At 48.5% G+C, this 23,206-nt stretch carries 18 protein-coding genes and 1 pseudogene; 5 read left to right on the forward strand and 14 right to left on the reverse strand.

What is annotated here, in order from left to right:
- Positions 1-108: 108 nt before the first annotated feature.
- Positions 109-524, reverse strand: a pseudogene (gene tnpA / locus ACFOUO_RS02245) (IS200/IS605 family transposase).
- Positions 525-1,205: 681 nt separating this feature from the next.
- Entirely contained in the window at positions 1,206-1,856 is a 651-nt protein-coding gene (locus ACFOUO_RS02250; protein ID WP_380701736.1) for a hypothetical protein, read from the reverse strand.
- A gap of 277 nt (positions 1,857-2,133) precedes the next feature.
- On the opposite strand from ACFOUO_RS02250, the gene ACFOUO_RS02255 reads away from it, so the two are divergent.
- Positions 2,134-3,345 (forward strand): peptidase M23, encoded by a 1,212-nt coding sequence (locus ACFOUO_RS02255; protein WP_380701738.1) that lies wholly within the window; start codon positions 2,134-2,136, stop codon positions 3,343-3,345.
- Between the two features lie 201 nt (positions 3,346-3,546).
- A complete protein-coding gene (locus tag ACFOUO_RS02260) occupies positions 3,547-3,837 on the forward strand; it encodes a DUF3986 family protein (RefSeq protein WP_380701740.1) in 291 nt (96 codons plus the stop codon).
- A 357-nt stretch (positions 3,838-4,194) separates the two neighbouring features.
- Here the strand turns inward: ACFOUO_RS02260 and ACFOUO_RS02265 are convergent, their stop codons facing one another.
- The 3 genes from ACFOUO_RS02265 to ACFOUO_RS02275 all read right to left on the reverse strand — a co-directional run bounded on the left by ACFOUO_RS02265 (position 4,195) and on the right by ACFOUO_RS02275 (position 6,415).
- Positions 4,195-4,461 carry a hypothetical protein gene (locus ACFOUO_RS02265; RefSeq protein WP_380701742.1) on the reverse strand — a complete coding sequence of 89 codons (267 nt, stop codon included), beginning with the start codon at positions 4,459-4,461 and terminating at the stop codon, positions 4,195-4,197.
- Positions 4,462-5,194: 733 nt separating this feature from the next.
- A complete protein-coding gene (locus ACFOUO_RS02270) occupies positions 5,195-5,809 on the reverse strand; it encodes a PH domain-containing protein (protein WP_380701745.1) in 615 nt (204 codons plus the stop codon).
- Positions 5,810-6,016: 207 nt separating this feature from the next.
- Positions 6,017-6,415, reverse strand: a complete 399-nt coding sequence (locus ACFOUO_RS02275; RefSeq protein WP_380701747.1) for a YxeA family protein — start codon at positions 6,413-6,415, stop codon at positions 6,017-6,019.
- 294 nt (positions 6,416-6,709) lie between these two features.
- Between ACFOUO_RS02275 and ACFOUO_RS02280 the strand changes: the two genes are divergently transcribed.
- Both ACFOUO_RS02280 and splB read left to right on the forward strand, forming a co-directional pair.
- Positions 6,710-6,979: a transcriptional regulator SplA domain-containing protein gene (locus ACFOUO_RS02280; protein WP_380701749.1), complete on the forward strand. Its 270-nt coding sequence runs from the start codon at positions 6,710-6,712 to the stop codon at positions 6,977-6,979.
- Positions 6,972-8,000: a spore photoproduct lyase gene (splB, locus tag ACFOUO_RS02285; protein WP_380701751.1), complete on the forward strand. Its 1,029-nt coding sequence runs from the start codon at positions 6,972-6,974 to the stop codon at positions 7,998-8,000. The genes ACFOUO_RS02280 and splB overlap by 8 nt, the downstream gene beginning before the upstream one ends.
- A gap of 67 nt (positions 8,001-8,067) precedes the next feature.
- Here the strand turns inward: splB and ACFOUO_RS02290 are convergent, their stop codons facing one another.
- From ACFOUO_RS02290 to ACFOUO_RS02310, 5 genes are all read right to left on the reverse strand, one after another.
- Positions 8,068-9,225 carry an FAD-dependent monooxygenase gene (locus tag ACFOUO_RS02290; protein ID WP_380701753.1) on the reverse strand — a complete coding sequence of 386 codons (1,158 nt, stop codon included), beginning with the start codon at positions 9,223-9,225 and terminating at the stop codon, positions 8,068-8,070.
- Between the two features lie 474 nt (positions 9,226-9,699).
- Positions 9,700-10,470, reverse strand: coding sequence for a polymorphic toxin-type HINT domain-containing protein (locus ACFOUO_RS02295; RefSeq protein WP_380701755.1), 771 nt, complete (start codon positions 10,468-10,470; stop codon positions 9,700-9,702).
- Between the two features lie 44 nt (positions 10,471-10,514).
- Complete coding sequence (locus tag ACFOUO_RS02300) at positions 10,515-10,763, reverse strand: CPCC family cysteine-rich protein (protein WP_380701757.1); 249 nt, start codon at positions 10,761-10,763, stop codon at positions 10,515-10,517.
- Positions 10,764-10,937: 174 nt separating this feature from the next.
- The gene (locus ACFOUO_RS02305; RefSeq protein ID WP_380701759.1) at positions 10,938-11,486 is read right to left on the reverse strand and encodes a hypothetical protein; all 549 of its coding nucleotides are present in this window, start codon (positions 11,484-11,486) and stop codon (positions 10,938-10,940) included.
- A 59-nt stretch (positions 11,487-11,545) separates the two neighbouring features.
- Positions 11,546-12,064: a polymorphic toxin-type HINT domain-containing protein gene (locus tag ACFOUO_RS02310; protein ID WP_380701761.1), complete on the reverse strand. Its 519-nt coding sequence runs from the start codon at positions 12,062-12,064 to the stop codon at positions 11,546-11,548.
- Between ACFOUO_RS02310 and ACFOUO_RS02315 the strand changes: the two genes are divergently transcribed.
- On the forward strand, positions 12,026-12,238 hold the full coding sequence (locus ACFOUO_RS02315) for a hypothetical protein (RefSeq protein ID WP_380703291.1): 213 nt from the start codon (positions 12,026-12,028) through the stop codon (positions 12,236-12,238). The two genes, ACFOUO_RS02310 and ACFOUO_RS02315, sit on opposite strands and share 39 nt — an antisense overlap.
- A gap of 23 nt (positions 12,239-12,261) precedes the next feature.
- Here ACFOUO_RS02315 and ACFOUO_RS02320 read toward each other — a convergent pair whose 3' ends face one another.
- From ACFOUO_RS02320 to ACFOUO_RS02335, 4 genes are all read right to left on the reverse strand, one after another.
- The gene (locus ACFOUO_RS02320; RefSeq protein ID WP_380701763.1) at positions 12,262-12,642 is read right to left on the reverse strand and encodes an Imm50 family immunity protein; all 381 of its coding nucleotides are present in this window, start codon (positions 12,640-12,642) and stop codon (positions 12,262-12,264) included.
- Positions 12,643-12,680: 38 nt separating this feature from the next.
- Complete coding sequence (locus ACFOUO_RS02325) at positions 12,681-13,061, reverse strand: Imm50 family immunity protein (RefSeq protein WP_380701765.1); 381 nt, start codon at positions 13,059-13,061, stop codon at positions 12,681-12,683.
- Between the two features lie 83 nt (positions 13,062-13,144).
- Positions 13,145-22,144 carry a golvesin C-terminal-like domain-containing protein gene (locus ACFOUO_RS02330; protein WP_380701767.1) on the reverse strand — a complete coding sequence of 3,000 codons (9,000 nt, stop codon included), beginning with the start codon at positions 22,142-22,144 and terminating at the stop codon, positions 13,145-13,147.
- Between the two features lie 299 nt (positions 22,145-22,443).
- Positions 22,444-23,199 carry a ParB N-terminal domain-containing protein gene (locus ACFOUO_RS02335; RefSeq protein WP_380701769.1) on the reverse strand — a complete coding sequence of 252 codons (756 nt, stop codon included), beginning with the start codon at positions 23,197-23,199 and terminating at the stop codon, positions 22,444-22,446.
- Between the last annotated feature and the right edge of the window lie 7 nt (positions 23,200-23,206).

Here is a 23,206-nt window from a genome sequence, read left to right on the forward strand (position 1 = left end):
TGCAGACATTCGTTCCAAACAAGAGCGGATTCACGGTTACAGGCAAAGAGGCGATTCACATCGGATAGGGAGGCAACAAAATGTACTTTCTTCGCTCGAAGCATCGTTTCACCTCGCTTTCTGTCCTTGTGATTGGATGTATTTTTTGATGATGTCTATTGGAGCCCCGCCTGTTGTAAGCAGAAGCTTCTCGACCAAAAAGATTCTTTCCATCGCTTTTTCCGGATGTCTGGAAACTCCTTTTTCAACAAGCGGGAAGAAGCCCTTTTGTAAGCATTGATAAACCGGGATAATTCCGAATTTGGATGTCCTTTGAACAAGATATGGACATGATCTTGCTCGTGATTCCATTCTTATAGCGTGATATTGTATTTGGATGCGATGTACTCAAAGATTTCCTTTGCACGACGAGAGATAGGATCATCCAGTACTTTCTTTCGATATTTGATCACGAGGACTAAGTGGCAGTACATTATGAATACTGAATGGTTGTTGCTATCCAATTTCCTATTTATATCAACCATTTCATCACCTAATACTGATGATAGATCCGGTGAATCATAAAGGCAACCATGATTCTACTAAGTGGTCAGACTAGCGAGAGGGGTAAAAAGCACCCTCCCTCGTCTGACGCGCCATTCATCTCACCGCTTGTAGAAGTGGGAGACTTCTGGCGCAGGTTTGTTAAAGGAGAACGAGTAAGTAAATTACACATAAGAATGAAGGATTCATTTCGATAAAATTCGTACGCTAAACGCCTCGACAAGAAAAAATAATTGGCCCTTTGAGTAGCATCCTGTTAGCATACGGGATTGTCTAGATCTTATCCGATGACAAGAGCTATTCTCCAGCTTATGAGTGTCCTTAACCGGGAGCTGGAAGATCGATCATAAGGTGGCCCATCACCCCAACGGACGTGGGATGGTATGTTTAAACAGCTCGTTTTAATTCTCTTGTTTCAATCCTCTAACCGAGGTGTAAGATTCTTGCATGAGGGCTATTGGCACCCCTTGGTGAGCACTTTCAATCCTCTAACCGAGGTGCTCTGCATTGAGATAGTAACGATTCAAAAACTTGATATCCCATCATTTCTACTCCCATTTACAAACACCTCCTTTAAAATTAATTTTTTTCGGTTCAAATCTGCGGCTGGGGTAGTACCAACAAATCTGCCATTAGGGGCAAAACTCCAATATAAAATAAACCTATCTCCCCATCCCTATCAACCGAACACCCAATGGATCTACTGCTTCGAATGGATCAACCGATTTTAAGTAAACGGTGTCCAACCGGGGTTTATCCCCTTCCGTGATGCGCAGGCACCAACCGTCTCGGTGAATGGTTATCCCTCCCTTCGTTTCTTCAAGCACTTCGGCCTCGAACCATTCTTCCAACATGCGGGGATCGGTGGAGAACGGTAATCGTAGCACCGCTTCCTTGATGACCCCTTCCCGCTCATCATCCACGACATCCCTACGTTGTTGCAATTCAATGCGGATCCCCCAAGGTGTTTGTACAAACGTTCGGGCTTCGGATTTGTTAACCCTCATACCCGTCTGCTGTGCTCGTATTAGGATATGATCAAGCTCTTTCCCATCTACCAACAGTCCCAAATGATCAAACCGGTCCCGCGTTCCCGCCCCGAAGGTCACATTCACCTGCCCCCGGATTACCTCAATGATGCGAAATTGAATGGGGCGATGGCGAAAATCATCCCATTCCAGCGGAGGGTTGTACCTATACATTTCACCGTCTTCCTTACCCATGCGCAAGGCTATCCGAAAGCCGTGCGACCGATAAAACTGTTCCATGCTTTCCACTTTGTCCGTCCAAAAATGATAATGAAATAACTGCATCCGTTCACACACCTCCACCATACCAAGGTTTCTCTTCGCATTTACCTTCCTTGTTTTTCTTCATTGTAGTAGGAGGGCCTTTTATACTTCAGTAAAAAGCAGTAGATTTGTTAAGACTATCGTCTCATAATTTCCGAATCGTTTTCTGTTTGATAATTACCCAGATCGCTTTCTCGATGATTACCTACAACTCGACCTCTCACGCATTCAATGATTAACCCTTACCCTCTAACCTTCATATACTATCAGAATATTAAGTATATGGAGTGGAGAAATTATGAGATCATGGAGTGCACGACGATTCTTAATCCCTGGCATTCTGTCGCTGTTCTTTATCATGGTAGTCTTTTTGACAAGGGATGACCAACCTCAATCGCCACAGGAAAATTCACCAAACAGTCTCATTGAACAAGCGGTTGTGAACACCCTAATCAAGCAGAAAGATGTAACCAAAAGTGAGGCCACGATTAGGAAAAGAGCTCAACTTCATGTAAAGCGTATGACTAAAGATGAAAAGTGGGCCTTGGGGACAGCCGTGATCCTGGCACCAAACGTAAAGGGAGCATACCCAGAGGGGTGGCTCTTTATCGCTAGAAAGAATGATCAAGATTGGGAAGTGGGTTTAGAAGGGACCTCCTTATTTGTTGACCTCGCTCAAAAAGCACCCACCACTATTGTAAAGGAGAATGAAAAAGAGACCTTCTCCTTATTGGGAAAGGATCAGATTACACTCAGCGCGCGAACAGAACTTCGTTTGCCCTATACAGTGGGTCAATCATGGATTATGTCTGGCGGTCCCCACGGTTGGTCAGGAAATAATCGACCCTATAGCTCGATCGACTTATATGGCGGGGATCAGAGGGTCTTAGCCGCACGGGATGGAAATGCTTTTACGATGTGTTCTAATAATAGAGGTTGGATTCGAGTATATCATGACAATGGTTATGCAACGGATTACTACCACCTGTGGAATAATATCACCCCAACCGATGAGAGTTTTATCACAGAAGGATCCTTCTTGGGATATACGGGGACCGATGTCTCTTGCGGGGGATTTGCCAGTGGGCGACATGTCCATTTCTCCTTGCTTTCTAGCGGGAATCGTGTCGCATTGGATGGGAAAGAAATCGGAGGCTGGGTATTCTTTGAGGGATCAGCCTACGATGGGTATGCCATGCATGGCAGCACGGTAAGATATCCTGACCGTTCCTTATATAATTACGGAAAACTTGCCACCAATCAAGGCATTGTTGATGCCAATGGGGGTGGAACCGTCAATCTCCGCTCGGGGCCAGGGAGGGGTTACCCGATCATTGGCTCCGTTGATGATGGAGCGATTGTCAACGTTTCTTGTACTGGCAGGGGTTCCTCCTTTACTGGACGTTGGGGCAGCACAAATCTGTGGAATCAATTAGCCAACGGACAATGGATGAGTGACGCTTTCCTCTATACAGGTACCAATGGTCCTGTCGCTCCCTCTTGTTATTAATCCTATGGAGCTCATTCCCGCAACTTCCCCTGCCAACCGGTGACAGTTATCCGCCTTACGGCGGTTTTTACCTTTTCTATATACCAGAACTGAAACTTATTTCAGACAAGCCCTAAAATAAGATGAAGTTCCCATTCGACCACCCCATCTCAAAGAACATCGTTTGTTCTAGTAGAACCACTTTTACACGAGGTGACTAAAATGATCCCCGACTACTTGGATACACACCATTGGCATATTGGTTATTACCAAGAAAACCTACCTACTATAGAAGCTACAGCATTCCAAAGGACTAAAGACAATTATTGGGACGTATATTTTAACTTTGAGGAGTATGGCCTTAAGGTCCCTATCTATATAAAGGATGAAGACAAATGGGATGAGTATGGTTATAAAATTATGACAGTGCAAAAAGCAGACATTGACGAGGAAGAAATGAACACCTTATTCTCAAATTGGTTAAAGCAGAATTGTAATCATCGATTTGGCTAAAACATCCCCCCGGTAACGGTAGTAGCTAGGGGGACTTCTCGATCCGCCAAAGGCCAGTGACAGCCCTCGACTTACGGGCGGTTTTTACCGGCTCTGGAAAGTCGATCTCAGGGAGGCCCGTGTCGCGAAGGCTTCTCCCATTCCCTTTAAGTAGAAAAAATCATCCCAACGAATGTGGGATGATTCACCCCTTACTTTTTAAACATAGGCTCTGAACGTTTTTTCTTCATGAGTTCACGTTGGAAGAATATTACCCATTGGACTTATCCTAAAGCCCTTCTCAGTACCAATATAAAAAACCGGCCATGGACACCATGACCTGTACAAAAATGCTCTGGTTATTTAACGGAGTACACTCTAGAAGAAGCTTCCGAAGAAGTTGATAAACTCCCCTCGACGAAGATTGATGGTGCCTCGGTTGAAACGGAAGAACGAGTTGAATACCACGACACTTCTTCCCTGACAGGTGACCTTCACAAAATCACCGGGTCTCAGTCGGATTTTGGCCACCTGTATCTTGAAGAAATCACATGCGAGACTGAATGAATCCCCGGGAGGAACATTGATTGCTCGAGGGGCGCTGCCGAAATTAGACTTTCTGATTTTGCGAGTTTTGACGGCCATTGACCTCACCCTCCTTTTCTATCATTTATATGTAAGAGAGGTCCCCCCTGATATAATCATCTGCCCCTGTGACAATAATGATTGGACGCAACAACCATTAGCGATCATGCATCCCTTTGAATAGACACAGGAACGCGCATTCTCACACTCCCAAAATAAAAACCACCCCTTATCCTTCCCACATGGAAGCGGTATAGCTCGGGTCTTTCTTGATGTCACTATGAAAAAACCATCCTATATCCTTGGGATGGCTTCTGGACCTACATGGGAAGGTCATAGTATCGACATATGGGTGCACAATAACCCGGCGCTATGCATTCCCAAGTGCAAACCATCCGTTGCGTTACATATGCAGGACCAAAAGGTAAATAGGGCGAGTAGGGTGGACTGGAAAGTGAATACGGACCATAATACATCGCTGTCCCTCCATCCTTCGTTTTGGTTTCCCTCTAGAATATTTGGCTGTGTACGTTCGAGATGGTTGTCTATATAAATTCGGGCGAATATCCAGAGGTTCCCCGATAAGAGCAGACCAATATGAGGCCACTGTACCATTTCGGATAAAGGGTCGAACCAGAAACCGGTGGGAAGGTCATGCCGGTGATCCTGGGACTTGCTCTACAGACGCAATTAACCCCCGGTTCTTTTTAGCACCGGGGGTTGTTGGATTTATCTTGACGCAAGGTGGTCAAGACCCCTGCCAAAACGGGTGGGTACGGTTGATCCCTTTGGATCAGTTGTTGATAAAACGTTCAAAAACAAACCCATAATCCTTGACAACATATTGTTTATGGGTATCGGCAAGCCAGGAAAATGCGGCTTGGTTCACTTCTTTAAACTGTTCGGCCAGATTTCCCTCGGTTCTGGCGTGTTGGCCGATCGTGGTAGAGGCCAGCTCCAGACTCTGTTTCGCAAATTCCATGGAAAAAGCGTTCTCACGAGAAATCTCCGCGATTTTGATTAAGGCTTTATATAGATCCTTCAATTCATCCAGATGCTTTTTATTCACATCGAGAGAGAACGGCACGGAACCCATCGTAAACTTAATTTCCACATCTAGATCCACTGTTCCCGCTGTTTCCAGAGTCACGGCTGAGATATTGTATGTACTGTATTCATAGCGACGGAGCGTTCGCTTCTTGCTGGCGGCGCTGGTCCCATCCAGATGGAGGAGGGCTTTGTTGGTAAAGCAGTACTCATCTGATTTGGATTTGATCAGGAAGAAGATTTTCTCGTTGTCTTCATGGAGCACGTAATCATCGGAGTCCACTTTATCGTAGTCTTCCGGTTGGATGACAGCTCCCACATCACTTAACCCCAACACATCCGCTGCGACTTTCCCAAACATGCGATCACACCTTCCAAGGTTAAGGTCCTTACCCTTTGATTATAACAAGACAGGAGAACTGGGTAAAAGAAGAGTTAGGTAAATTCAAATAAATCACCGGGTTCAACCGGATTGTGGCCGCTTATATACTGAAAAAGTCCACTCACCCTAGACCGAATGATCCCCCTTAGACGCAACAACCCCCGGTACTAAGCACCGGGGGTTGTTTTATTCCTTGGAAGTTAAGGTTTTTAATTTTTCTGTCGCCTCCAAGGGGACCTGATTTTCCTTTACCTCTTCATATCGCTGTACATCACCTGAAATAATGCTTAACCTCAAATAAGCCCCTTTTCTTAGGTTTTTATAACCATAGAAATTGACTTCTTTCTCTTTCCCCTCTTCATCATAAGCTTTAAGGGTGTATTCTCGATTCCAAACCTCTTTATCCTCAGGGGTTTCAATGCCCTTAACCTTTTTACCATCCCTATCAATAAGCACATAATATTCATCAGCGATGATTCTCTCTACTTGATCCTTTACCAGATCGATGGGATTCCCCCCAAGGTAAAACGGTGATGTGATAAGAACAATGAGCACCGTGAGCATGATCCAAAAGTAGTTTTTCATCCGACTCACCTCCCGAGGTGGCTGTTATTAACAGCATGCCACCTGATTTACGGTTTTTCAATATAGAATTCCTGTCAAATGAACCTCTCCCACTTACCGGCGAAGTTCTGGATTAACCGGATGTTCGGTAACCCCCAATTGTTTACCGAGTCGATTCACCCGTCTACTCCATATTAGTTTCGTTGGATTTAGAGGATTTCTTTTGTCAGAAATCCCCTTGCTATATAGAGGAAATATCTTCTCTCAGTTTGTGGAAGCATAAGGGAACCAAAAACCGAGAGAAAAGGTGATAGGATGGACATTCACGAGTCGGACCACTCACCGATCCAGGCCGGAGACATCGTCTACGTCATGATGCGGAATCCTCACGCTCAAGATGTGGCCTCTATCCAGGAAGCCGCCGTGGTCCGTAATCCGGAACAACCCGATGAATTAAACCTGTTCGTATACGAAACCCATTACCCCTTGAATGATGAAATCGCCATTTACCGCACGGAAGAAGAAGCCGAACGGGCATACCAGTATTACTTTGGCACTTCCGAGGAAGGGGAGTTGCATGGTTAAGCCGTTTGTACCGCAACTCGTTTACATAGAACCCCGGGCACTTGAATATCCCCTCGGTCGGCAGTTAAAAAAGAAATTTACCGATATGGGGATCGAAATCCGAGAAACCACCTCCCATAACCAAGTGCGAAACTTGCCCGGTGAAAACGACTTCCAGAGATACCGGGTTGCAAAGTCTACCCTGGTCGTAGGGATTCGGAAAACCCTCAAATTCGATACGTCCAAGCCCTCCGCGGAGTATGCGATCCCACTCGTGACGGGATGCATGGGACACTGCCACTATTGCTATTTACAGACCACGATGGGAAGTAAGCCCTACATCCGTACCTACGTCAACATCGAAGAAATCCTTGATGCAGCCGAAACCTATATGCAGGAGCGGGCCCCCGAAACCACCCGCTTCGAAGCCTCCTGTACGTCGGACGTCGTCGGGGTGGATCACCTCACCCATTCGTTGAAGCAAACGATCGAGTACTTCGGTAAGTCGGAGTACGGACGGCTCCGCTTCGTGACCAAATTCGCCCATGTGGATCATCTCCTCGATGCACAGCACCGCGGCAGAACCCGTTTTCGCTTTAGCGTTAACGCCGATTACGTTATTAAATACATGGAACCGGGCACCTCTCCCTTGACAGACCGCATCGAAGCCGCCGCCAAGGTTGCCCAAGCCGGGTATCCTTTGGGGTTCATCGTTGCCCCAATCTACCTGCATGAAGGCTGGAGAGAGGGATATCGCCACATGTTCGAGAAGCTGGAAGCCGCCTTGCCAGAGGCGGCGAAAAAGGACCTCACCTTTGAGTTCATTCAGCACCGCTTCACGAAACCAGCCAAACGGGTCATCCAAAAAAACTACCCCTTGACGAAGCTGGAGCTGGACGAGTCCCGACGCAAATGGAAATGGGGGCGTTACGGGATCGGAAAATACGTGTACACCGATGAAGAGCAGGAGGAGATCCAAACGGAATTGAAAAGTTACCTGGAGAAACATTTTCCTGCGGCCAAACTGGAATACTTCACTTGACGAACTCCCGCGGAACAAAAGCCGGCTCCCATCAACAGGGAGCCGGCTATTTTAGCCTCGGGTCTGTTTATCGGGGCAACTTGACTTGGTTTAAATTCACCAATCGCTTGAACAAAGGTTTTACAGCCAATTGCATCGTTGTTTCCCTCATCCAAAGGGTCAAGCGATTTTCCGGCACAAACCAGCTTGCAAACCGTCTCGCAGATTTTTGGATTTTCGTAATGGGAGGCTGCATCAGGCGTTCATAGTTTTGTAAGGCAATCGAAATATTCTGTTCCCTCTGAAGTTCACGGGAAAGAATATAAGCCCCTGCCATGGCCATAGAAGCCCCTTGTCCTGCGACCAACGACACCGCTTGGCACGCATCTCCGACGAGTACCACTCTCCCCCGTTTCCATTCGGCCATCTGGACCTGTGAAACCTCGTCAAAATAAAGATCGGGAGCTGTTTCACAAGCGGTCAATAGCTCGGGGACAATCCAACCCAAATCTCCATAGTGCGACTGGAGCTCCCGGTTGATGGTTTCCCTGGTAATCGATTGGTCCAATCGGGGGGCTTTATAGAGGAAAAACGTGGCCAGTCTTTTTTCATCAATGGGATATACCCCAACCTGCCGCCCGGGACTCGTCAGCATGTAGAAGGAATCTTCTTTTGAATCCCCCCACGGTTTATCGAGGACATACGCAGCCGTATAATAACCCAGAAAGTTGAGGGGAGATCGATCTTCTCCGAAAGCCAGCGAACGCACCTTAGAATGAACCCCATCCGCCCCCACCATCAGATCACAGGTGATGGAAGAACCATCGGAGAGCGTCACATCCACCTGATCGGGGTCTTGAGCAAGGGATTGAATCGTAGTTCCAAAACGGAAATCGATCCTCCCTTTCACACGCTGATATAAAAGGCGTTCCAAGCTCTCCCTCATAAAGTTGTAATGCCGACCTTGAAACAGACTGCGAAGAGACGCGTAGGAAATCGATAACTTTTCCTCCCCTTGAACATGGAGAAACTTCACGGATTGGATCGGATAATGAATCGCCTCCAGCTCGGGCAGTAAACCCATTTTTTCTGCTACTTCATACCCCGGACCAAAGAAATCGATCATATAGCCTTCCGTACGAAGCTTTGGAGCTTTTTCCACCAAGATGACCTCATGACCCGACTGAAGCAGACAATCGGCCAAGGTCAGCCCCGCAATCCCGCCACCGACAATGAGTACTTTCATGAGAACCCTCCTAGGCATGGGGAAATGACTGTAAGCGCCCTTGACAAGATGCAAAAAGCCACCTGTTTATTCCTTCTCAAACTCCCAAACGGACAGAACACTCTTTATCGGTTCCTCACTAATTTATTTAAGCATTTATTTGCATTTTCTATTACTTCGTTCTCAGTCGAATATACACCAGGGTATTTATCATGATCACTTTGGTATTGAGAAAAACGTGATGTTACCTCATACAGATCGGAAATTATTTTTTCTTCATATTTTGATAGACTTCCGTCATTGTCATTTAACCCAAAATCAAAACACAGTTCATCACAAAATGTTTCACAGTTTATCTTCACCGGGTACCCTTTTATAAAACAATTAATTAAATATAAAACCTTATCTTTCAAAAACATTTTATACACCCTTTCTCACTTGCTAAACATTTTAATTAAAGGCAGCTAAGTTGATACCTTAGCTGCCTTAATATATTCACCTTTGCTTTATAGCTGGTAAAGGTCCTAGTGGTCTTCGGTCATACTTAAAATGTAATACTTCATTTTCTTTATGATCAAAGAGGACTTCTAAATTGTATTTCTTCCTATTCCTATACATAGGGGTATAGTGCATCAAAGCGTTTGAAGCCCCTCTAGGATCAGGATATCCTTTTGTCGATTTGGTTGCTTCTTTTAGTATTTGAACTGGAACATATCTCCCTGGATTGTCCATATGTTCAGTAGGTTTAGAGGCAAATTTAATATCACACTTATTATGCACCCACACCTGGGCATCAGACACAAAGTACGTGTGGTAGTCCTCCACCTCAAAGTTGTACACCTTGATGGGCTTTGTCTTCCTCTGTACAACCCGGTCCACACGGACCTGTCTGCCGTCGGCGGCTTGGAGGCGGTCGCCTTTTTGCAGGTCTTTCGCCTTGACCCAGCCTTTGCCCTGCACCCAGAAGGGATGCTCGGCGGTGGTTTGGATCTTCTCTCCACCGGCGTGGACTTCGTAGAGGGTGTTGACGTGGCGGCGGTAGAGGCGGGTTACCTTTTTGTAACTCTTTTTCCCTGTCTTCTCGTCTTTGGAGAGGACTTTGTCCCCCACCTTAATCTCTTCAATGGGCTTTTCGCCATCATCGGTGATAACCTTGGTTCCGGCGACAAAGCACATGCCTAGGAGAGCTTTTAAAAGCTTGAGCCAGTAGCTCCCCACCCTAGGGGACCATGGCCATAAAAATGAAAAGGGCCGACCAAAGAACACATTACCTCCTTCTTTGAATCAGCCTCTTTTCATAGGATCAATTTTTATTTTCTTTGCTCACACTTGTTCGGCTTTCTTACCATTTTTACGAATTCCTCGGAAGATGACCCAATTCTTCTGAAGTTATCCCGAGCCCGAGAAAGACTTACTTTATTAGCTCCACCTTCATAGGAAGGATCATGATATTGAACATAATCATCTTCCCAAAAACAAACCTCGCAAATCTCAAATGTCCCTGGAGGTTTTTCTGATAATGTTAAATAACCACAACATGGACATGGGTACATTTTCATTTTAACATCTCTTTTATTGGCTCAGTAAAAACCCTATTTATCCTTGGGTCCCTCTAAGTACCGTAATATTTCCATAGGACGGACTCCAAGCCCTATAAGGTTCTGATTCCAGTTTGGTCTCACTAAAATCCTACTCATCCTTCATTCCTGGAAGCCAAGTGCAATTCCTTTTAGTTATTTCCATGCCACGAAGCCATCTTTTTTTTCCCGAGAAAAATACTCTCTTATTTTATTAACGACATCTGTTTCGTTGAATTGGTAAGGATCGAGGTTTCCATCTACAACATGAAAAATTACAACCCATTTCTCAAATTTGCTCAAAAAGCAGGGCAAGAATTCTTCTAAATGGGGCTTTTCCTTGTAATAATAATCCCCTTGGCTTGTAGAGTGAAAAACAATTTGCAAGTGTTTCGAAAAAAATGAATCAGAATAAATATTTCCAACATTTATATACTTATCATATTTAAATACTGAATCTGTTATATATAACCAACACTCATCTATATAATTAGGAGGTAAAAAACTCAAAGATTCGTGGTAAATAGTCCTTTTATATTTTTTTAAGTATAATTCTAAGTTTTTTACAAAGAAATTAAAGTGCCCTCCCCATTTATAGACCCTTGGTTCCTGACTATACACCTCTCCCCCGAAAGAAACCAACTCCTCTTCGAAATGAACGTTTTTTTCTATATCGGGTATCCAAATATACAGATATGACTCCATTGCAACTTCCTCCTTATTATTAAGATAAGCTCCCATAGGAGCTTATCCGTTAAAAAAGCTTATCGATACAAAGACTCTTGATCTCCTCTTCGCCAAGACTTTTGTTCTGTGTTATATCGGAAAACATGCTGATGGGGGTTGGAATGAAATTGAGGTGTACTATGATTATGCCAATGCACCTCGCTTATTGGTACATCGTACCCATTAGCTTTTGGCCAAGATGGTCCTGAAAATGTCGCTGATTGCCGATAGTATACACCATCACTCCCCATCTTCCCACCTAAAACTGTATGGGGACGTCCTTCTGCTCTCGGATCAGGCAATGGTATATCTTGCTTTTTTACTCTTTGTTTCTTTAATGGCGAGTTAGGGATATAACCCCCACACCGATTATGCACCCACACCTGGGCATCGGACACAAAGTACGTGTGGTAGTCCTCGACCTCGAAGTTGTAGACCTTGATGGGCTTTGTGTTCCTCTGTACAACCCGATCCACACGGACTTGTCTACCGTCGGCAGCTTGGAGGCGGTCGCCTTTTTGCAGGTCTTTCGCCTTCACCCAGCCTTTGCCCTGCACCCAGAAGGGATGCTCGGTGGTGGTTTTGATTTTTTCTCCACCGGCGTGGACTTCGTAGAGGGTGTTGACGTGGCGGCGGTAGAGGCGGGTGTAGGTCTTCTACCGTTTTTTTGTCTTTGCAGAAGAATAGGGCGCAGGGCAATTGCTATTTCTATTAAATCTCCGATTACCTAGCGCTAAAACCATTTTTATATCTATCAGTCATTATTATCAGTTATATAAAACCCTTTACTCAAAATAGAAACCTCATCACAAATCAAGCTTACTGTACACCTATCAGACTGTCCAAACATTTTAACCCGACTATTTACTTTACTTAACTTAAAAGTAAAGCGACCATCCACTTCCCATCCGGAGAAGTAGACTTTATCAACGTTTTTAAACCCTAATTCTATGTTACAAGTATTATTACCTTTCTGATCAGGGGGGTAATGGTCTGGAAAACTATCTAATTCAATAAAGACGCTAAGCTCATTCTTAGTTATTTTCATCATGGTTACAGTAACATCTGACAAGGCAGGGACTTCATCATAAATATCAGCTATCTCTTTTGGGTTGCTCACGAAATCAAGCCACATAATCCTTAACACCTCCAAGTTACGTAAAAAATCTACCCTTATTTACTTCCGAATATTCTCCTCAAAGAAATATGTTGGTCAAAATAACATTTGATGAAGTAATCTTCCGCATTAACCTCCATAAACATTGTTTTGTTTTCCTTTGAAAAATTAATTTCCACAAAACTATCATAGTTCCATCCACTTAATTCAAACTCATTAATATGAAAAAAACCAAGCTTCACTAACGATTTATTATACTCCCGTTCCCTCCATCTATTAGGGATCGGATTTGGCAGTTTATTTAAATTTATTGTCAACATCAATTCATGCCCATCATATAGTGTTATATGTTCTATTTTGACTTTATTCAATGTTGGAATGTCATATTGATATAAATTTAATATCGGTCTTGGATTATAGATAAAATCGGTCCACATGAAATATTACCTCCAATATAATATACTATGGAGCGGGTGAAAATACGCAACCCCACTCCATAGTATAGAATAATTCAAATCAATTACCACTCATAATGTGCTAGAGTTCCACCAACTTTTCCTCTTCTAGGTTTCTCAATAGGCCTAACATTAAAATGTGGACCTTGATCTCCAATACCTCCTTGTCCATAATAATGTCCCGCTCCATGATCTTGGATTATTATATCACCACCCTTTTTTCGGAAGTAATAATCTCTTGTCACAATCGGTCTATGGTTTTTATCAAGGATTCTCCGATTGTTTCTATCTACCATATCAGGCCTTTCTACTTTGTATGGTGCTTGCGACATCGGAATACCTGCATCTCTCTTGGCCTGTCTAAATGCCGCCTTTCTAGATGGGAGCTTCCCACACTTATTATGCACCCACACTTGCGCATCGGACACAAAGTACGTGTGGTAGTCCTCCACCTCGAAGTTGTACACCTTGATGGGCTTGGTCTTCCTCTGTACAACCCGATCCACACGGACTTGTCTGCCGTCGGCAGCTTGGAGGCGGTCGCCTTTTTGCAGGTCTTTCGCCTTGACCCAGCCTTTGTCCTGCACCCAGAAGGGGTGTTCAGCGGTGGTTTTGATTTTTTCTCCACCGGCGTGGACTTCGTAAAGGGTGTCGACGTGGCGGCGATAAAGACGGGTTACCTTTTTGTAACTCTTCTTCCCGGTCTTCTCGTCTTTGGAGAGGACTTTGTCCCCCACTTTAATCTCTTCAATCGGTTTTTCGCCATCATCGGTGATAACCTTGGTTCCGGCGACAAAGCACATGCCGGGGAGGGCTTTCATTCCGAGCTTGGTACCCGTTGCTCCCCATCCGGCAAAGGGGATCATGGCCGCGGCAGATAAGCTAGCATTGGCATAATCGCCTTCTGCCGAATACCACGCTGCATTAGCCCCATCGGCAAATTCGCCAACACCAGGGATGAGCCCGAGGACATCGAGTGTGGCATGGCCCGCTTCACTGAAGGTCACCCGGGGTGCTTTGGGTTTTGGCTTTGGTTTTGCCTTGGGCTTGGATCGTTTGATTTTCTTATACGATCGTTTTTTGTGCGAGTGTTTCCTGTAGGAGTGCCTCTTGTAAGCCTTCTTCTTGTAGGCGCGTTTTCTGTATCTACGCTGATACGCCTTTCTCTTGGCCCTTTTTTTCGCTCTTTTGTAGGTCCTCTTCCAATAACCCATAGTGGGGGATTTGTATACCGAGCGAAATGCAGATCTTATTGCCGATCTTACTGTATTCGTGGTGTAAAAGGATCCCATGATGGGTCTATGCCCATCCAATTCGCTGTACGAGACCGGATTTCCTCCTGCGAAGGCATAGCGGCTTCCGGTGGCCAGATCCATCGCGAGGCCGAGGTCTTGGGAGGCATCGCTGTAGGCATCCCGGGTGTCGAAGCGGGCAATGCTCGGATCGTAGTTACGAAAGCCCATGTCGTAGCTTTCCGCATTGGGATCCCAGCGCTTAGCGGTATACCGGTATGGGTTGTACATCGTCTCGCTGCCGGGCTTGTCCACTCCGGTAAAGGCACTGGCCTGGTCTTCTCCATACATCGTATACCCGTAGGTGCCGCGGACGCCACCGTTTTCGTCGAGCAGCATTTCGACGTCCCCGCGGGTGTTGTAGCCGTAGTAGGAGGTCTCGCCCTTTCCATGGTGAGTCATGGAGAGACGCTCGCCCCAGGGGGCGTAGGTGTAAGAGCGGGTCAGCTTTCCGGCTACTTCCTCGCTCACCACATCGTCGGACATCCCGAGGTATTGGAAGGTGGTCGTCTCTTCCTTCTCGGTGCCGACGTTTCCGGTCTTACTTAAGGTGCGGTCAAAGGCATCATAGGTGTAGGAAGTGCGGCTTAGGGTGCCGTCTTTTTTCCGCTTCGTATGCTCCAGCAGGCGGTCGAAACCGTCGTAGCGGTTTTTCTCTTCCAGTCGTTCGCCTTCGGTGACCGTGGATAGGCGGCCGAAGGAATCGTAGGTGTAGTCCTTCGTCTTGCCGTCGACGGTCTGGGTCAGCATTCGGTTGCGGTCGTAGGTGTAATGCTTGGTTGCTCCATTCTGTGTATGCCGCACGATGTTGCTGTTGGCATCCAGTTCCACCGATTCGGTGAGCGGGTTGTCCCCCGTCTTGGTCATAGAGACCAGCCGATCTCTGGGATCGTATTGGTACTGGATCTGGCTGTTGACCTTCTTGCCCTTGGCATCAAGGAGTTCCAGCGCTTCTTCGATCCGGTGGCCATTCTTGTTGTACTTTAGCTCATGTTGGTTGAGCAGTGTCTGGTCTTTCTTGTGCGTGGTCTGCTTCTTCAACAAACCATCTTGATAATAGGCGAAATTCGTTACGGTACCATTCGGCTGGGTCTGATGATCCAGCTCGCCCCGTTTCGTATACCCATAGGACCAGACCCGCGGCTTCGCATCGTCGGCGCTTTTCTTGTCTTCAATCATCTTCAATAAGTTGCGTTCGGTGTAGGTGTAGGTTTGTTGCTTCCCGTCGTGAGAGCGTCCGGTCAGGTTGCCGTTGGCGTCGTAGGTATACCCGATGGTCTCTTTGACCTGGTCTTGGATGATCTTCTCCAGGCGGGTCACTTGGTTGAGGCCATCGTAGTGCATCTGGTAGGCATCGACTTTGGCTCCGGTGCTCTGATTCTTCACCTCAGTCAGGTTGCCGTTGACATCATAGGTGTAGCGGAAGGCTTTTCGTTCTTTTTTGTCCTCGGTATGCTTTACCAGCCGGATCGCATCGGCAACGACAGTGCCGTTGGCATCATCGGAGAGGGTGATTTTCCCCCGCTTACCAGCACGAAAACCGTAAGTGCCCAGCTTTACCCACTGGCTGCCGTTTTCCTTCTGGTTGACTTTCTGGATATCGGTGCCCCCGTCGTACTGAACCGTATAGGGGGCATTGGTAGCCCGGTCGGTATGGGAGAGATACTTGACGTAAACGTCATAGTCCCCGTCCTCTGGCACAGCCAGGTTCCAGGTAAAGACATCGTCCCCCGTACCGCTGTGGTTCCATAGATAGTCAAACCCTTGGTGGCCGTCTACACTGTCGGAGGTGTTCCAGTCGCCTTTCGCCTCGACGTGTTGGCGATCCGTGTTATCCACGACCAGGGAGGCCTTAGCAAAGCCTTCATCCGTCTCCGCCTTCAGCTTCCCGTCGGGGTAGTAATCCCAGGTCTGAGTGCGGGTGTCTTTGGAGCTGTCTTCTCCGATCAGCTGGCGGCGGATGGTTTGCCCCAGATCGTTGTAGTCGTAGGTGGTCTGGATGTTGTGGGGATCAGCCGTCCGCTTGATCCAGCCGTTATCAAAGTAATCGATGGCCGTCTCATTGCGTACGGTCTGCCCTTCGGAAGCCGGTGCGCTGATCTTCGTGATCCGCCCCAGTTTGTCGTAGCTGTATAGGAGCTTGTCCTGCTTCGAGTATCGGGGATTGTCGCTGTTCGGATCCCGAGGGTAGTGGACTTCCTTGACCCGGTTCAGCTTGTCGTACACCGTCTTTTCAGTGTAGTCGCCTGCTTGCTCCGTGGCCACCCCCCGCGGGGTAATCGTCTGGGTCAGATTGTCCACGGCATCGTAGACATAACGGGTGACATTCACCACCCCATTGTCGCGGGGCGTATGCATCTCCGTCAGATTCTCGTTTTCATCGTACACCGCTTTGGTGGTATGGCCTTCTTCGTCGGTCACCTGGGTGATGAGGCCATCAGCATCGTAGGTATAGGTGACAGTGTTGCCCTTGGTATCGGTCTCCTGGGTCGCCTGATGATTCTTGTCATAGGCATAGGTGGTCGTATAATCATCCGGGTCCTTCGTCTCGTTCCCCTTGGGTTCCGTCACCTTGGTCAGGTTGCCAGCGTTGTCGTATTCGTAGGAAACCTTGTGTCCCTGACTGTTGGTGACGTGTCGGATACGGTCCAGATGATCATAGACGTATTTCGTCGCATAGTCATCAGCTTCCTCGGGAGTCCGGTTCCCTTTCGGTTCGGTTTCCTTTAGAAGGTTTCCGACATCATCATAAGTATAGGTCACTTTCCGCTCGAGGCCGCCGGTTTGATCCGGGGGCAATACAGCAGAGGTCACCCAGTCGTTTTTGTTGTAGGTGTAGGTCACTTTCGCCTGGTTGGGCGATGTCTCCACCAAGACATTGTCGTTGGCATCGTAGACGGGAGCCGGGATGGTAATGTACTTCCCTTTCTCCGCCTCTTTCGGCACCTTACTGGTCAAGGGACGCAGCAGATGGTCGTAGGTGTAGGTAGACGTATGCCCTTCTGCGTCGGTTACCTTGAGGACTTCGCCCCGTTTGCCGTACTCGACTTTTGTGACATTCCCCTCGGCATCGGTGATGGTTTGGGGGGAGCCATTGGCATCGTAGTTGCCGTATTTGGTGACGTTGCCCTTGGCATCCTTGACCGAGGTGAGCAGTCCGCCCTTGGCATAGGTATAGGTCGTGGTGAAATCCCTGGCAGTAGAGGTGGCATTTCCCTTCGGTTCCGTCGACGAGATGAGGTTGCCTTCCTCATCATAGTCGTAGGTGGTGACACGCCCTTCGGGGCTGGTCTCCTTCACGAGATCGGCGACGTTGCCCTCCAGCCGGTATTCGTATTCCATTTTTGTCGATTTCCGATCTGCCGGATCGTTGAGCACGTTGTTTTCCGCGTCGGTCTCCGTCAACACATTGCCGTGTTTATCGTAGGTCCAGGTGGTGACGGCTCCGTTGGGCTCGGTCATCTTGGTTAGGTTCAGGTCGTCGTCCCATTCAAATGTGGTCTTCTCGTTCTCGGCGTTGACCACTTCCACGGGCTTTCCATCATCGTTGAACGTGGTGGCTGTTTTCCGGCCTTCCGGGTCCGTAACAATGGTGACCGCCTGTTCGTCGCTGTCTGCCGTGGAGCGGTATTCCACCGTTGTCAATTTGTCTTCCCGGTTATACAGCTTGGTCATATGACCGTAATCGTCATAGTAGACGCGCGTGGTATGGCCTCTCGGATCGGTGATGGTTCGGATCAGATTATATTCGTAAGAAAGTTGATAGACCTTCTCTTCTTTCAGACCTGCACCTTCCGTAATCTTGGTCAACCGCCCGTCATCATCATAGGCGAACTCTACTTTCAGTCCCGAGATATCGGTGAGTCGTTTCAACTGGTTACGGATATGGGGATTGGCATCTTTTCCACTGTAGTATTCCAGCTTGACCGTACGCCGGTTCTCGGAATCCGTCAGGTAGCGAAGCAGTTTCACATTGTGGTTATCGATCCGCCGCTTCTCGTAGGTATAGGTCTGCTTCCTCCCGTTGCGATCCACCATCTCGGAGATGTAGCCTTCCCTGTCGAAATAATACCGGGTCCCGTCCTTGGTGGTGATCTGCCACTGGCGGGTTTTGTTCTTGATCGAGAGGAGCTTCAGGTACAAATGCGTCCCTTTTGGGCTCTTAAATTTCTTGCTTTTTGTATCAAAGCGGAACGTGTACTGGGTGCCGTCCCCGTCAACCATGGTCACTTTTCCGGACTTCACCTTGCCATCCAGTCCCAACTTTACGCCTTCCTTGGTCGAAGGTGTTCCGAGGCGCATCATGTTGGTTAGGGCAAAGGACCAGCCGGGTCCGATCAAGGAATCGGAGAAGTCGCGGCTGTTGTAGGTCATCTGGGGAGCGGTATCAAAACCCTTGGACGGGTTCTCGAAGGGCGTATAGTCGAACATGGTATTCCCTTCGAACAAGTTGACGAGGAGTTCAGTCTCCCCTCCTGTCTCTTCACGGATGAGACCTTGGTCCGCTTCCTCTCCCAGGCGGTCCGCTTTCTCTTTCTTCACAACCACGATCGGCTGTGAAAGAGCAGGAATCCCATGGGCATTCTTCGACAGCCAATCCCCGTTGTGATCGATCAGGTCCCACTCCAAGGAGCGCGTCTCGCGATAAGCGCCTTTCCCTTTCAGTTGAGGGGCGTGAACTTTCGCTTTGAGACGGATCACTTCCCCAGGGGAGAGATCTTCCGGCAGATCCACCCGTTCTTTACCTTGGGGAGCATCCAGGCCCGCCCAGCGATAGGCCAAGGACTGTTGCCCTTTTTTCCACACACGGTCAGTGGTGTTGGTGACGGTGACGTCGATCTCATACTCGTCGCCGCTCACCATGTCCCCCGGCAATTCCGGTGCATGGTAGGTACTGTCCGCCGTCGGGGTGGTGTAGATAATCTCCAGGCGCGGTCGCAGGGAGCGTTCCCGGGCTTCACTGCTCAAAAACAGCACCCGCTCGGACACACCTTTTTCCTTCTTTTGTTTCAGGAGGAGCCCGTTCGCATCTTTCTTGCCCGTCACCCAATCCCCGACCATGCCGGTCACGTCAAAATCGCGCCAGCGAGGATCGTTGGTAATGCTGGCTTCTTCATCGATAACGCTGGAATCATAATCGCCGCCGTCTTTGCTCCAGGGGCTTTTCCAGTTGGTACGGGTTTCGGTGAAGCTTTTGTTGAGGGCATGAAGTTGATAGGTTCCCATCGGAGCGTCGGGATCCGACTGATACATGTACCACGCCCACAATTGCATTTCTGCATCGACAACGTTGGCATTTTTGGGAATCCCGGTCAAATCAAAATCCAGCACGGCCCGGGTATTGCCGTAGGTGCCGCTGTTGTTCCCTACCATCAGGTTGGGCTCGCCTTCGATGTGATTCAGATTGCTGGAGGTTTTTTCATCCGATAGGGTGGTATCATCCTCGGCACCCACCCGAATCACCCGGGTCATCCCCGCTTTGGGAAGCCGAGCGATGACGGTTCCGGATGGATGCACCTTTCCATCTTTGGTTTTCACCGCCACCATATAGTAGTAGGCATCCCCCACCCGGGTGGGGAAATCTGCCGGGGTCGGTTCCGCTGTTGTATCGGTAAACATCGACTGATAGCGATCCTCGATAGGAGCAATCAAGGTGGATTCATCCGGAAGGAACTGCTGCTCCTTACTGCGGTGAATCTGGTATTCGACAAAGTCGTCTTCCTTGTATTTAGACCATTTCAACTCCGCACCGGTCCCGTGCAACGTGGTCGGCTCTTCCACGGTGACACTGGGTTTCTCATAGATCAGGGTGAGCTTGGGACGGATGTTAGTCTCATCATAGTGCTGGCTGGCAGTATAGATCGGGCCGCCTTGTTCCAGGGCATCACTCTCGGATTTGATCAGAAATCCATCGTTCGGTTTGCTACCGTCCAACCAATCCTGAACGACCGAGGTGACGGGAAACTGATGCCAGACGTTATTGGTATCCTTTTTCTTGACGGCCCGGGCGACTTTGACAAACCGGACAGCGTCAGCGATCACATACCCGTTGGCATCATCGTCCAGGACAATCTTGTGGGAAGAACCGGCATCAAAATCCCAGGAGCCGAGGGTTACCCACTTGCCGCCGTTTTTCTGCTGGTTGACTTTCTTGACCGTTTTCCCGCCCTTGTGATAGATCGTGTAGGGTGCGTTGGTGGCACGGTCATCGGCTGCCGTATAGCGCACCTGTACTTGATAGGTCCCGCGTTCTTTCAAGTGGGGAACCCAAGTGAAGGTTGCACCCAGCTTCCCTTGGCCATTGGGTTGGTACGTCCCTTTATAAGCCCCTTTGACGCTGTCCGACAGGGGCCAGTTTCCCTTGGCCGCCGTTTGGTTATCATCCTCGTTATCGACGGTCTCCCTATAGGTAATCGGGGTATCGTCAAAGGCACCTCCGTCTTTCCAGTTATCACCGGCACCGGCCTTTTTCCAGCTGACGGTGTCCGGGTCCCATGCTTCTTGAACCCGATGAACGGTGATCGGTACATCCTGGTTGTTCGTCGTGTGGGTTTGGTCGTAATACAGCGACAAATTCGCCTCTGCCAGACGGACCCCATCGGGTACGTGGCTCAAGTCAAACTTCACCAAGCCCCGGTATTTGGATTCCCGTCCGGTTCCCACTTTCATCTGCCAGGTATGGTTGTAGTTATCATCGGGGTCCCCGCTGTCGATGTAGGTATCTTCGCTTTGGGCGGGTGTCGGGGCGATCTCAATCGTGGGATCGATGTGAACAGGATATTTCCGTGCCTCGTCATGAAGCCATGCCCGATCCGCTTTGAGGGTCACCGTGACCTGATCCCCGTCTTGCTTCAACGATTGGGTGACTTGTTCGCTGGTGGTGTAACCATGAGGTGATTCATCATCCTTCTGGCTGTCGATCATAAACGGCTTCGGCATCGTATAGACGACGCGCCCTTTGCTTTCACTAAGGAAAGCGATGGAGCCATCGGCTTGTTTTTTCGCCACAAGGCCCTTCAGCTTCAAGGAAAAAGAATACGTCGGGTCATCTGGAGCTTCTTGAAGCCGGATCGTCTCTTTTAGCGAGTCCGATCCGATATCGTACAGAAGATCAGCATGACTCCATAATCCCGGAAAGGTAACACGGTTCTCTTTCGCTTCCGGTTGAACATCTTTTCCATCCACCGCACCGAAGTCGATTTGGTGTTTGCCTTCCTCAAAGCGCAAGACCCGCTCGGCGGTTTTACCGAAAAACGTCTGGAAGGTATTGGACTTGTTCGCGTAGACAAATCCAGAGCTATCCGTAGCTTTGACATCCGGATCAATCGGTTTCCAATTCCCTTGACCATCTTGATAGTGGATGGGGGAGGCGGTAACTTCTTTTTGCAACCGACCATCTTTCAGCTTAAACACCTTGGTATTCGCATCCCGCTCGTCGGTAAGTTCCTTCTCTTTTACCGGAGTCGGCACTTTATCGCCGACGGGAGCTTCTTCATTGGTGTAGAGGGTCTGATCCTCGATCGCTTCCTCTTTCGCTTGTTCCTCATCCCGATCGGTGAAAAAATCGATCACATCATCCATGAAACCTTGGCCGGTCGCCGCCACGGTTGCCCCAATCCCTTGAACCAACCCGCTGACTGCACCTGCATCCTTCCACCCTTTGCGAGCAAGCTCCGCTGCAAATACAGGGGTAGGAGTCAAACTGGTGAATAGAAAGATGAGGACCAAACAGGATATGAAACTCTTTTGAGCCCATCGTCGTTTCTTTTTCAATGTAAGGACTGTCCTCCTCTTCTTTGTAATAGTGCATAAATATAATCGAAGGGAGGACCTCCGTCAATGAATATCTTTTCTACTAACTTGTTGACTCTTCTAATAAACAACAATAATCCCTTATTAATGGGTGTTATAGGAAAGCGACGGGTCGGGCAAATGAGTTCAACCCTTTTTATATAAGGGCTTTATCGATTACCCTTCCTATAGATGAATAAGACTTATGGCCTAGCAAACGATTGCCTATTAAAAATGGGTGAAGGCAATGAAAAAAGCCGTCCTTGATCAGGACGGCTTTTCTATGCTTCGCACAGATAGACACTTTCCGTATAATGGCGCATCCGCCCAGCCCAGCGGTGCTTCAGGTGCTCCCACTCCTGCTTGTCGACGGTGGGAGCGTGCAACAGCTGGAGGGGGATACGGAGGTTCAGGAGCCGCCCTTCCACCAGGCAACGCGTTACTCCCGCTGGCAGGACACCGCCCCGTTTCACCGTTTGTTCTAGAAACCGAGTGGAGGGTTGGGGGTGCCGGATGAGGACGAAGCCCGCCGGTGGGATGGAGTCCGGATCCGGTGGACAGCGGCGCACGGGGATATCTCGGTAAGCTCGAACCACCCGATGCCAGACCTCCAACCGACTGCTTCCCTCTGCGGGCTCGATCCGGAGATGCCTTCCTTCCTCATCCACTACACAAAGAGTTGCATCGTTCCCCGGATCTTCCCCTTCCACCGGGTGAAGCGCGGGATCCTGGAGCAAATCTTTCAGCCAGGGTCCTCTCTCCACCACATGATCCCAAGCTTCCCAGCAGAACTGGTCTCGCCGCACCACCTGGACGGGGACATGTCGACAACCGAGCAAGCCCAAGGAACCTGTACGGTGAGCCCCGTCTAGGATGAGATAGTCGCCGCCCGCCATCCGGTAGGCCAAGGGCGGGTGACATAGCACTCCTTCCGCCTCGATGGCGCGAGCCGTCTCCTCCAGGCGGTGGGGTTCATGTCCTTCATGGAGATGGAGCCGGTTGATCGGCACCATTTGTAAGGATGACAGAATGTCCAACGTTGTT

This window comes from Salinithrix halophila, from assembly GCF_042650125.1.
Classification (GTDB): domain Bacteria; phylum Bacillota; class Bacilli; order Thermoactinomycetales; family DSM-45169; genus Salinithrix; species Salinithrix halophila.

What these genes read in the sequence shown, in the direction of transcription:
- ACFOUO_RS02250 (WP_380701736.1), bottom strand. Translation starts at nt 1,856, where the DNA reads ATGCAGTTATTTCATTATCATTTTTGGACGGACAAAGTGGAAAGCATG.
- ACFOUO_RS02255 (WP_380701738.1), top strand. Translation starts at nt 2,134, where the DNA reads ATGAGATCATGGAGTGCACGACGATTCTTAATCCCTGGCATTCTGTCG.
- ACFOUO_RS02260 (WP_380701740.1), top strand. Translation starts at nt 3,547, where the DNA reads ATGATCCCCGACTACTTGGATACACACCATTGGCATATTGGTTATTAC.
- ACFOUO_RS02265 (WP_380701742.1), bottom strand. Translation starts at nt 4,461, where the DNA reads ATGGCCGTCAAAACTCGCAAAATCAGAAAGTCTAATTTCGGCAGCGCC.
- ACFOUO_RS02270 (WP_380701745.1), bottom strand. Translation starts at nt 5,809, where the DNA reads ATGTTTGGGAAAGTCGCAGCGGATGTGTTGGGGTTAAGTGATGTGGGA.
- ACFOUO_RS02275 (WP_380701747.1), bottom strand. Translation starts at nt 6,415, where the DNA reads ATGAAAAACTACTTTTGGATCATGCTCACGGTGCTCATTGTTCTTATC.
- ACFOUO_RS02280 (WP_380701749.1), top strand. Translation starts at nt 6,710, where the DNA reads ATGGACATTCACGAGTCGGACCACTCACCGATCCAGGCCGGAGACATC.
- splB (WP_380701751.1), top strand. Translation starts at nt 6,972, where the DNA reads ATGGTTAAGCCGTTTGTACCGCAACTCGTTTACATAGAACCCCGGGCA.
- ACFOUO_RS02290 (WP_380701753.1), bottom strand. Translation starts at nt 9,225, where the DNA reads ATGAAAGTACTCATTGTCGGTGGCGGGATTGCGGGGCTGACCTTGGCC.
- ACFOUO_RS02300 (WP_380701757.1), bottom strand. Translation starts at nt 10,763, where the DNA reads ATGAAAATGTACCCATGTCCATGTTGTGGTTATTTAACATTATCAGAA.
- ACFOUO_RS02305 (WP_380701759.1), bottom strand. Translation starts at nt 11,486, where the DNA reads ATGGAGTCATATCTGTATATTTGGATACCCGATATAGAAAAAAACGTT.
- ACFOUO_RS02320 (WP_380701763.1), bottom strand. Translation starts at nt 12,642, where the DNA reads ATGTGGCTTGATTTCGTGAGCAACCCAAAAGAGATAGCTGATATTTAT.
- ACFOUO_RS02325 (WP_380701765.1), bottom strand. Translation starts at nt 13,061, where the DNA reads ATGTGGACCGATTTTATCTATAATCCAAGACCGATATTAAATTTATAT.